Annotated in this window: 8 protein-coding genes; 3 read left to right on the forward strand and 5 right to left on the reverse strand. The window is 50.1% G+C overall.

Annotation, left to right across the window (positions count from 1 at the left end):
• Positions 1 to 33 precede the first annotated feature (33 nt).
• The 3 genes from P9B68_RS07605 to hypB all read left to right on the forward strand — a co-directional run bounded on the left by P9B68_RS07605 (position 34) and on the right by hypB (position 4,701).
• Entirely contained in the window at positions 34 to 3,432 is a 3,399-nt protein-coding gene (locus P9B68_RS07605; RefSeq protein WP_277668799.1) for a DUF4430 domain-containing protein, read from the forward strand.
• A gap of 233 nt (positions 3,433 to 3,665) precedes the next feature.
• Positions 3,666 to 4,007, forward strand: coding sequence for a hydrogenase maturation nickel metallochaperone HypA/HybF (locus P9B68_RS07610; RefSeq protein ID WP_277668800.1), 342 nt, complete (start codon positions 3,666 to 3,668; stop codon positions 4,005 to 4,007).
• A gap of 43 nt (positions 4,008 to 4,050) precedes the next feature.
• Complete coding sequence (gene hypB, locus P9B68_RS07615; protein WP_135660171.1) at positions 4,051 to 4,701, forward strand: hydrogenase nickel incorporation protein HypB; 651 nt, start codon at positions 4,051 to 4,053, stop codon at positions 4,699 to 4,701.
• Between the two features lie 93 nt (positions 4,702 to 4,794).
• On the opposite strand, the gene P9B68_RS07620 is transcribed toward hypB, so the two are convergent.
• The 5 genes from P9B68_RS07620 to P9B68_RS07640 all read right to left on the reverse strand — a co-directional run bounded on the left by P9B68_RS07620 (position 4,795) and on the right by P9B68_RS07640 (position 10,548).
• The gene (locus P9B68_RS07620; protein ID WP_277668801.1) at positions 4,795 to 6,675 is read right to left on the reverse strand and encodes a type I phosphomannose isomerase catalytic subunit; all 1,881 of its coding nucleotides are present in this window, start codon (positions 6,673 to 6,675) and stop codon (positions 4,795 to 4,797) included.
• A gap of 500 nt (positions 6,676 to 7,175) precedes the next feature.
• On the reverse strand, positions 7,176 to 7,400 hold the full coding sequence (locus tag P9B68_RS07625) for a MerR family transcriptional regulator (protein ID WP_135660166.1): 225 nt from the start codon (positions 7,398 to 7,400) through the stop codon (positions 7,176 to 7,178).
• Positions 7,401 to 7,925: 525 nt separating this feature from the next.
• A complete protein-coding gene (locus P9B68_RS07630; RefSeq protein ID WP_277668802.1) occupies positions 7,926 to 8,756 on the reverse strand; it encodes a phosphoenolpyruvate hydrolase family protein in 831 nt (276 codons plus the stop codon).
• A gap of 49 nt (positions 8,757 to 8,805) precedes the next feature.
• Positions 8,806 to 9,324: a DUF1097 domain-containing protein gene (locus P9B68_RS07635; RefSeq protein WP_135660162.1), complete on the reverse strand. Its 519-nt coding sequence runs from the start codon at positions 9,322 to 9,324 to the stop codon at positions 8,806 to 8,808.
• A gap of 15 nt (positions 9,325 to 9,339) precedes the next feature.
• The gene (locus P9B68_RS07640; RefSeq protein ID WP_277668803.1) at positions 9,340 to 10,548 is read right to left on the reverse strand and encodes a Tm-1-like ATP-binding domain-containing protein; all 1,209 of its coding nucleotides are present in this window, start codon (positions 10,546 to 10,548) and stop codon (positions 9,340 to 9,342) included.
• Positions 10,549 to 10,812: the final 264 nt, after the last annotated feature.

Raw genomic sequence — 10,812 nt, forward strand, 5'->3', positions numbered from 1 at the left:
GCATCCATATACAGAAAAAAAGGAGGACTTTTCATGAAAAGATTGTTCCGGTCTGCGGTAGGCCTTGTCCTTGCGCTTTCTTTGGCGCTTGCAAGCTTTACCGCAACCGCCGGCGTGCATCCGGCTTTGTTCAGAAGCCCGGTTTCTGATTCAGGTGTAATGGATTCGGGTAAAAAGGATTCCGGTATAACCGGTATAAAGGAATCCGGCCCCGTGCCGGAGGGGCACATCATCATTGACGTAGAAAAATTCACATTGGGACAGGGCTATCTGGTTGAGCCGGCTGTGGTTCCCTTTTACAACGGTGACAACGGCGCGGCCATCCTAACACGCCTACTGGGTGAAGGGAATTACAGGCATACGGGAGAAATCGAAAGCGGGTTTTATCTTTCCAAGATAAAAGACGGCCCGCACCCCCTGCATATTCCGAAGTACATAACAGACAACGGCGGGCCGTCTAATACGGAAAACGAGGGAAAAGGCGATCCGGACTGGCTTGGCGAGTTTGATTATGGCTTTATGTCCGGATGGATGTACTTTGTCAATAACCGCTGTATGCCGTACGGCTGTTCCGATTACCAGCCCCAGGACGGGGACGTTATCCGGTGGCAGTTTACGCTGCACGGCTATGGGAGCGACCTTGGCACCGCCTTTATGGGGGAACCCATGGTCAAGGTTGCGAATAAAGACCGGCTGACCGCTCAGCTTGCCAAAATCAACAGTTCCAAATACAAGGACAAAATTATACAAAGCGGCCGGGCGATTTACGATGCCGCGCTGAAAACCGCCGAAAACATGGAGGCCTCTCAAATGGACACCGACGCTGCGGCGGAAGCGCTGTCGGGACTCTATGCCGACTACTTCTCGAAGAAGGAGGTTTCTTCCTTTCAATCGCTGGCGCCTTCCATAAGGGTACAGAAAGTGCGGTTTGGAACCGCTTTGCACGCGCTAAAACTGCCCCCATCCCTTGCTGCAACCGTAAACGGAAAATCTGCGATCGTCGACGGCGTTTCGTGGAATTCCACGCCGGATTATTCCCCAACGGCCGCCGGCACCTATTCCTTCCGGGCGGAGCTTCCGGAAAAATACGTTTTGAAAGGCACATCCGCCCCGGTTATCACCGTAAGCGTTGACGAACATCCGCTCGGGAACGGCGGCACGCCAAAAGCGCTGAAGGTATCTGCGGAGGATATGAGCCAAGATGTTTCCAAAGTGCTTTTAAAAACGGTTCCGTCCGCTTCCTTCGGCACCTTCGCCGGGGAATGGACAGTTTTGGCGCTGGCCCGCTCTGGTGCGCAGGTTCCGAAGAACTATTACAACACGTACTATCAGAATGTCGTAAACTATGTTAAGAAAAAGGAGGGAAATCTTTCCAGCAGTAAATACACCGAGTATTCCCGTGCAATTATTGGCCTTACCGCCATTGGCCGGGACCCCAGAAACGTGGGCAGCTACAACCTGATTCGTCCGCTTGCCGATTTTGACAAAGTAAAATACCAGGGCATCAACGGTCCTATTTTCGCTTTGATTGCCCTTGACACCGCCAATTACGACATGCCAGAGGCGGAGAAGGGGAAAGCACAGAATTCGCGGGAGAAAATGGTGGAATATATTCTTTCCAAAGAGATTCCCGGCGGCGGATGGGCGCTTTCCGGTTCTACTCCCGACCCGGACATCACAGCCATGGCGCTGCAGGCACTATCGAAATACAAACAGCAGTCCGACGTTGCCGAAGCCATTGAGAGAGGTCTTAACACCCTTTCCCGGCTGCAGCGGAACGACGGCGGCTACCAAAGCTGGGGCACGCTCAACGCCGAAAGCACGGCGCAGGTCATCGTCGCTTTAACTGAGCTTGGCATAGATCCAAAAAGCGATTCCCGCTTTATTAAATCGGACGGAAGCTGGCTGCTTTCCGCTCTGTCAAGATTCTATATTCCGGAAAAAGGCTTCAGCCACATACTGAACGCAAAAGCGGACGCCATGGCCACCGACCAGTGCGCATATGCCCTAGCGGCTTACAACCGGCTGGGCGGCCATTCCCTTTACGATATGACGGACGTTATCCCTTATGAAATCGAAATTTCTTCGTTTGCCGAACTGCATCCTGCCGTAAAAAACCAAACCGCCGCGTACGGAACTGCACTGGAAAAGCTAAAGCTTCCGACATCGCTTACGGCTACCATCAACGGGAAAAAGGGCACAATCGCGGGAATTACCTGGACTTCCAGCCCGCAATATGACCCGAATACCGCAGGAACCTATCTCTTTACCGCAAAGCTGCCACAGGGCAATTATACGCTGTCCGGCAATGCGGAGCTACCGCAAATCACCGTAATGCTTGCGGAAAAGGGCAGTTCCGGCAATACGGTAAAAAGCCCGGGTTCATCAACCGCCCCCAAAGAAATCATTCTTCAGCCCGATGAGGCACCGGCTATAGCCGGTGAAAAAGCAACGATTACCACCACCGTTCAGGCGGATATCGCCGCTATTCTTGCGTCCGCAACAGCGGAAAAGCCAGAGGGAATAAAAATCGCCCTGCCGGCTGCATCCATTCTGGAACAGTTGAAAAACGACGGGATAAAAGCGGCAGCCCTAACGGTACTGGCACCAGAAGCCGTCGCGAACAACACCAATCCAAACGCAAAGCTGGAAATCACCCTAAGTCAAGCCGTTTTACAGGCGGCAAAGAACGGGCAGAAGGACCTTACGGTTTCCGTTGTGAATTCGGAAACCGGCAGGGAAGCCTACACCTGGATCTTTTCCGGCGCAGGCTTAAAGAATTCCATCGCTCCCGTCAATGATGTGAACCTTTCCCTGCATACCGTCCCGGCTGCGAACGACGCCGCTGTCCGGCCGATCGTGGAAGCAAACACGCAGGACAAAAAGGCTTCCGGCGTTCTTTTAAAATTTTCCGGTAGCGGCCTGCTGCCCGGTACCGCCAGCGTGAAGGTTTACGTAGGCGATCAGGAGGGCTGCGCCGCGAACGCAAAGGTATTCCTGTATTCCCTAAACCCGACGGAAAAATCGCTTGAGCAAATGCGAAAAAGCGAATATTCGGTGGATACATTCGGGTATATAACGTTTTCTACTGCACAGTACTCTGATTACGTGCTCCTACCGAACGCCGCTACGAATCCGTATCCGGTCATTTCCGATACGGTTTTCCCGACGGGTATCCAAAGCGGAAAAACCTATACCTTCGGGATTATCGTAACCGTCGGCGCGGCCCCGGCCTTTACGATTGGTAACGCGAACGCCTTCCGAAGCTCGGTAAAGCGCAAAGGCGATAAATATTATCTCAGCGTCACCGCCATCGGCGCTCCCGGCACAATGACTGCCGTATACAGTACGCTGCCGGGCCAGAAGCCGAACCGGCTCTGTTATATCGCGGTGAAGAATAATGAGAATTTCGCCCCTGCACCAGCCCTATAAAAACACAAGGAAAATATCCGCCGCCAATTGACAGTATGCGGTTTTGTGTGGTATGATCAATTGGTGCTCCGGTTATGAAAACCTGAAGCAAAGCGTTAAGACGGAATCCGGTTCTATCAAACCGTAAGGAAAGCCATGAAGGTTTACTCTGCGAGAGTATTGACTTCATGGCTTTTCATATCCTGAAGAAGGCGAAAAAGGGATACTCCTATCCCGGCTTGGAGGGCTGAAAAATGCATGAACTGCCCGTAGTTCTTGATATTATCCGCGTAATGGACGAAGAAGCGGAGAAAAATAAAATTAAAAAAATTAATAAAATTTCTTTGGTCATCGGAGAGCTATCTTCCATTATTGATGAATCGGTTCAAATGTACTTCGAAGCCGCAGCCAAAGGGCATCCCTGTGAGGGCGCAGATCTGGTTTTTGAGCACAGGCCCGCCATGCTTCGCTGCCAAAGCTGCGGGAAAAAATTTCCTCACACAAGGGATTTTCAGTGTCCGGATTGCGGCGGCGATTCCATTTTGATCAAGGGAACCGGCCGGGAATTTTATATTTTATCCTTTGACGGACAGTAAATGCTGATTTATAAGGTTAATAATGATGGAAAGGTGAAGAAAAATGGAAGTTATTATCATGAAAGAATTGCTCGAAGGCAACGAAAAGCTGGCGGAAGAAAATCGGAAATATTTTAAACAGCGGCATCTCCTTGCCGTAAACCTGATGGGTGCTCCCGGCGCGGGAAAGACCACGTTGATTTCCGCCATCGCCAAAGAGCTGAAGGATATTCCCGTCGGCGTGATCGAGGGGGACATTTCCTCATCCATTGACGCAGAAAATCTGGAGAAACAGGGACTGCGTTCTTCCCAGATCAATACCTGCGGGGAATGCCATCTGGACGCGCGCGTTATTCGGGACGGTGCCGATCAAATCGACATGCACGACGGCATTGTCTTTATTGAAAACGTGGGAAACCTCATCTGCCCTGCGGAATTTGACCTTGGCGAATCTGTGCGCCTGCTGGCCGCCAGCGTGCCGGAGGGCGACGACAAGCCGTTTAAGTATGTCCCGATGTTCAGCTATGTTGACGTGGTTGCATTGACAAAATGCGACCTGAAAGAAGCGGTCGGCTTTGACAGCGACAATTTTGTAAAGGGTCTGCGAGCCGTTTCGGAAGCGCCTGTCTTTGAGGTAAGCTTGAAAAAGAACGAAAAGGCAGCCGGAATTGACACCCTTGCCCGCTTTCTGAGAGAAAAATACGAACAGATGTAAATTCCTTTTCCACAGAAAAGCTCCCGTAAGAATCCGCTTTGCGGTCTTACGGGAGCTTTTATTTGTTCTATTCACATTTACTAGCCTGCGGCATTATTTTAAAACCGCGGCGCCGATGATTCCCGCATCGTTTCCAAGCTTGGCGCGCACGACTTTCGGCGGTTCAACCTTATCGCTGCCAAAGCAGAGGCGGCGGACACAGTCGTTAATCGGGTCAAGCAGGCGCGCACCCTCGTTGCAGACACCGCCGCCAAGAATCACATATTCCGGTCGGAAAATATTGACGAAATTTATGACTCCCTCGCTCAGGCAAGCGACATATTCCTTCACAACCTGTTTCGCTGTTTCGTCACCCTGCCTTTCCGCTTCAAACGGGATCCGCGCGTCCATCCGCTCCAGATCGCCGCCGCACAGCTTCCAGAGCAAGGAATCTGGGTTCTTTTCCGCGGCGCGCTTCGCCTGCCGTATCAACGCGCTTGCGGACGCATACACTTCCAGGCATCCACGCCGCCCACAGGTGCAGGGCTCCCCGTCCTTCACCAAAACGGTGTGGCCAAGCTCCGCGCCGGCGGAATGGCAGCCTGCAAAAATCTTCCCATCCAGTATGATGCCCCCGCCGACGCCGGTGCCGAGGGTGAGAAGCACGGCGTTTTTACAACCCTTCGCAGCTCCCGCCGCCACTTCCCCCAGCGCAGCGCAGTTCGCATCGTTGCTGAGATAGCACGGGAGAGGAATCCATTTCTGCAATTCCGCCGTTAAGGGGACATTCTCCCATTTGATATTATTCGTATAAATGACCGTTCCGGTTTCTGAATCGCAAATCCCCGGGCTTCCAATGCCAACGGACGTGCACTGTTCCAGCGAAACGCCCGCTTCCTTCATCGCGGTGAACACTGCTTTCGCCATATCCTCAACAATCTGCTGATACGGGCGTTCCGCCTGTGTCGGTACGGAATGCTTTGCCACGAGCTGAAGGTTTTCATCCACAATTCCCACCGCAATATTGGTTCCTCCAAGGTCGATACCAATCCGGTAGGATGGAGGGGCGGGAATCCATGTGTGCAGAGCCTGGAAATTTCCGCTTACCTTACAGGCTCCCAAACCGGCAGGCAAAAAGACGCTGTCGCCTTTTTGAAATTCCAGCTTGCCGTCCTTCCATTCAACCTTTCCGATCCCGTCCAGGCACAGAAGATGGTGAAAACTCTTTTCGTCCGAATCAATCGCGACAGCCGTATTGGTTTCGATTTTATCTACTGTAAAATACCGGCAGCTTGCCAGATGCTTCTCCCACTTCCGCACCGGGGCGGGCTTCAGCGCCGCCACATCGAGCGCTTTTTGTATATGCAGCGGGCGCTTGTTGCCCTGCGCATCGGTGCGGTCGTAATCGTAAACGCGGTAGGTTACATTCGAATTCTGCTGAATCTCCGCAATCAGGATTCCCGCACCGATCGCGTGGATGGTACCCGCCTCAATGAAAAAAACGTCCCCCGGATGGACTTTCACCCGGTTGAGCACCTCCAGAAGGGTTCCGTCCTCCATGTGCTTTTGAAATTCTTGCTTTGTGACTTCACGGTTCAGGCCGTAGTACAGCGCCGCTCCCGGTTCGCAGTCGACCACATACCACATTTCCGTTTTCCCCTGCTGATGTTCAACCTGCGCGGCATAGCCGTTGTCCGGGTGCACCTGAACCGAAAGGTTTTCCTTCGCGTCAATCAGTTTGATCAGAATGGGGAAATCTTCAAACGCTTCGCAGTTTTTCCCGAGCAGGGCTTTCCCCTGTTCTTCAAGATAGCGGGCGAGTGTTTTGCCCTTTTCTTTCCCTTCCGCAATCGTGCTGGATCCGTCCGGATGGCAGGACAGCTCCCATGTTTCCGCGATGATATCCTGCTCGCTCTGCTTTCCGAATTCATTTTTCAGCCTGTTCCCACCCCAAAGGTAGTCCTTGCAGGCCGGTGTTAATTTAATCGCTTCCATTTTCTCATCAGGCCTTTCCTTCCTAGCTTGATTCCGCTTCGCCTTCCCGCCCGATCGCCGACGGGCAAAAAGACGCCAAGGGAATCCTATCCATTTCAATATTAGCACAAATCGAACGATTTTCCCAGTCCGCTCAGTCCATGAAAACGCGTTTGGGGGACATGTATGCCACTCCGGCTTTGCCGCCGGTTCCCCCCGTTTCGATCCGCACCCCAAAGTTACGGAAATAAACTTCAGGTTCATCAAATTTTAGCTCCTGAAACAGCGAATTCTCAGGTTTGTACCCAATCGACAGAATTACGCTGTCACATTCCAGTTCTCTCACTTCACCATTTACATTAACCGCGAGTGTTCCGTTGCTATAACCGGTAACTCCATAATTCTCTTAACAGGGCAGGGATTTTATCATATATGCTCAGATAATCGTCTATTAGCTGCCGAAGATGTTCATAATAAAGAAGCAGATTTGTCGGCACCGGCGAACGCGTTTAATTACCAAATTACGGTTTCTCTTGCCCGCCGAAGTGCTTTCCTATATCCTTAAACGGCATACCAATAGAATGATATTTGAAGTAAGATAATAAACAAAATACATTCTCTTCGTCATAGTAACGGTATCCATTGCGCTCCTTTTTTGTGTTTATGATATTTTGTTTTTCAAAAAAGTGCAATGCCCCGGGTGTTATTCCAAGGATCCGAGCAACATCACGAACATGATATTTCATCTTGATCAACTCAAAAGTCTGTAGTTGCTACCGACTTTTACAAAAATTATATTACTAGAAATAACCAATTTCAACTGAAAGGCCTGATTGAAAAGCATATCTATGACGTGTTGCTCCATAGCTGAGCCTATTAAAGACATGACGCTTTCGGAACTGTGCAAGGACGACCCGGACGAAAGTTGCGATATTCTTGCAGAAATGATAAACCCTGTGCGGTAGTCAATGGCAAAGACGAGAAAGCAAGATTACAGAGATTATTTCGTACCATCATCTTTATACTAATTCTCAAGATCATCAACTCAAAGTGGAACAAGTAAACCATTCCATCCAAATATTTTGCACAACAGTTTGACAACCTATTATAATCATTATCCTCCTACAGAATCACACAATAATACCCCGAAACAGATTGCTCTGCTTCAGGGTCACATTATAGTCATGCCCCTCGGCTTGCCGGGGGCATGACTATAAGCCTATGTCCATTGTTAAGTTTAGAGAATGAACGGAACCGTTTGATGTCCTTATTTACTTTTTGATAGCCTTGAATGCGGCCGCCTGAGCGGTCATGCCGCGTTCAGAAGCCAAACGTTCAATTGAGGAAGCACCAAAGAAACCATCGATCTCAGGAATGTTCTTGATAATGTAAGCGGCATCCTCAGGATCAGCGATGGGTCCACCGTGGCAGATGACCATGATATTAGGATTGACTTTACGTCCGGCGTCAATAATGCTCTTGATAAGGGGGATGCAATCATCCAAATTCTTAGCCGTGTTTGCACCGATTGAACCTTTGGTGGTGAGGCCCATATGAGCGACCAGAATGTCTGCTCCGGCTTCCGCCATATCAACAGCCTGCTTGGGATCAAAGACGTAGGGACAGGTGAGCATATCAAGCTCATGGGCCTTGTGAATCATGTCAACCTCAAGTCCATAACCCATGCCGGTCTCCTCCAGGTTTTGGCGGAAAACTCCGTCAATAAGGCCTACCGTGGGGAAGTTCTGCACACCGTTGAAGCCCTGTGCTTTCAGCTCTTTCAGATAGATCTCCATAACGCGGAAAGGATCGGTACCGCAGACGCCTGCCAGTACTGGAGTCTTTTTAACAATCGGCAATACCTCATGCCCCATTTCAACAACGATCTGGTTCGCGTCCCCATAAGCCATCAGCCCGGCCAGAGAACCGCGACCCGCCATGCGGTAACGACCGGAATTATAAATAATCAGCATATCGACGTTGGCTTTTTCGGAGCATTTTGCGGTAATGCCGGTGCCCGCCCCAACGCCAACCAGAATCTTACCCGCAGCGATCTGTGCCTTGAAGTCAGCAATGATTTCTTCCCTGGATTTATATAGCATGATGTTATTCCTCCCATACGATAAGTTTATTAGGTTTCTTTAAATTTTTTTAGGTTTCTTGCCTGCTGCCGATTTTTGTGCCCAGCCTGATGCTAAGCCAACCGAAGCACAAACCAACTACATTTGAAAAGGCGAGCCATAGTGCTGCCAGCATGACGTTCTTCCAATCTGCCCAACCTCCATCATGAATGACGGCAGGAAAATTTCCGGCGTAGTAACCGGCGAACAGACAGGAAAAGGCATTAAAGGATGCCAGCGACATGGAGAAGAGATTACCCTTGCAGGACAACATGATGCCGAATACGGTTACACACACAACGGCGGCAAGCACCCAGATATTTGACCCGGCGGCATCGAAAACGATTGCGGAAATTGCGGCCATCGCATACCCGAACAGCATTGGGGGTATTGCGCGCTTAAAGGCGGCGGGCTTCGCTCCTTCAGCAAAGTACCATGCCCAACCTATAAACAGTCCCCAAACGGGGAACTTGACCACCGGAATAACCATAAAGAAGCAGGAGAGACCTGCAAGAACGGCAACGGAGAAGTCGAGTTTCGTAATTTTCAAACTAATCCGCCTCCTTCATGTCTCCATCATTTCGATGAGCTTCTTAGCAGCAGCAAGGGCGAATTCCCTGTCATTAATATGACAGTCCATTTCATAGAGTTGGACGACTTGGCGGTTTAGGTTCTGCCTCAGGGCATCAAACAGCGCTTTGTCCTCCTTAGGGCCATAAAAGGGTTGTCCCTCGGCATCGATCATGGAAACGCCTTTCAAGGGGAGAAAAAGGGCAGTCTTTCCTTTGGCCATATTCAATTTTTCCGCCAGCTTCTTGCCGATCGCCTCGTTCTCCGGTACGGTCGTACGCATCAGGGTAACGGTTGGATTGTGCCGGTAGAGATTTCTTTTCCGATGCTGTTTTGGCACAGTATCCCAAGGGCCGAAGTTGACCATATCGCAGGCGCCCACCGAAACAACCTGGGGTATTCCACAGAAACCTGCAGCTTCATTGCGGTGAGGCCCAGCGTTTAAAACGCCTCCGAAAAGCTCATCGCACCACTCTGTGGTGGTCAAATCCAACACACCTTTGAAATATCCGTTTTGAATGAGCAATTCCATGGTTCGCCCACCGGTTCCGGTCGCATGAAACACCAAGACCTCATAACCTTTGGATTCAAGGTAACTTTTTGCCTGGTCAATGCAGGGGGTAGTGACGCCAAACATGGACGCCGCAATCAGCGGCTTCTGTTCGATTTTTTTTGTCAACTTATGCTCCAGCATCCCGGCCATGGCAAATACGGCATTACTGAAAATTCTGGTAGAAATCAGGTTAAGCCCCGCCACGTCAACGATAGAGGGAATAAGGATCACATCACTCGTGCCCACATATTGCTCTGTATTTCCCGAAGCCATAGTGGAGACAACAATCTTCGGCACTCCTATGGGCAGAGCACGCATTGCGGGAGTAATGATTGAAGTGCCCCCCGAACCGCCAAGAGAGATGATTCCGTCAAATTTCCCTTCATTGTAAAGGCGGGGGATGATCTTCTCCACACCAAGGGACATCGCCGCGGTGGCTCTAGCACGGTCTTTAGATGCAACGATTTTGGACAGATTTTCGCCGGCCTCAGCCGCTATTTCATTGTTGGAGACGTCTGGGGAAAACAACGGACTGAAGGTTCCTGTATGGATCGTTAATGTTTTCAATCCGATTTCCTCAAACAACTCCTTGAGGAAAAGAAATTCTTTCCCCTTGCTGTCGAATGTGCCAGCAATCGCTACTGTTTTCACCTTCCAAGTACACCTCCTTTTGATTCTGAAAATTCCGCCGCCTGCCTTTTCCCGATGTTGGATCCTTGCATCGATAAAAACTTTGACGGTGGAAACTATGATAGATTTTATCATCAGAAAAATATTAGAGTCTGTTAACACAAAAAATTGCATCTATAATCATAGCGAAATAGATGAAACCACAGAACATAATATCAAGTTTATCATAACGCGTAAAAATTCTTCGAAAACGTTTTAGGCGAAGAAAATAACGTTCAATTTCAT

The sequence above is a fragment of the Caproiciproducens galactitolivorans genome, assembly GCF_029266045.1.
Taxonomy (GTDB): Bacteria; Bacillota; Clostridia; order Oscillospirales; family Acutalibacteraceae; genus Caproiciproducens; species Caproiciproducens galactitolivorans.

What these genes read in the sequence shown, in the direction of transcription:
- P9B68_RS07605 (WP_277668799.1), top strand. Translation starts at nt 34, where the DNA reads ATGAAAAGATTGTTCCGGTCTGCGGTAGGCCTTGTCCTTGCGCTTTCT.
- P9B68_RS07620 (WP_277668801.1), bottom strand. Translation starts at nt 6,675, where the DNA reads ATGGAAGCGATTAAATTAACACCGGCCTGCAAGGACTACCTTTGGGGT.
- P9B68_RS07630 (WP_277668802.1), bottom strand. Translation starts at nt 8,756, where the DNA reads ATGCTATATAAATCCAGGGAAGAAATCATTGCTGACTTCAAGGCACAG.
- P9B68_RS07625 (WP_135660166.1), bottom strand. Translation starts at nt 7,400, where the DNA reads ATGAAATATCATGTTCGTGATGTTGCTCGGATCCTTGGAATAACACCC.
- hypB (WP_135660171.1), top strand. Translation starts at nt 4,051, where the DNA reads ATGGAAGTTATTATCATGAAAGAATTGCTCGAAGGCAACGAAAAGCTG.
- P9B68_RS07610 (WP_277668800.1), top strand. Translation starts at nt 3,666, where the DNA reads ATGCATGAACTGCCCGTAGTTCTTGATATTATCCGCGTAATGGACGAA.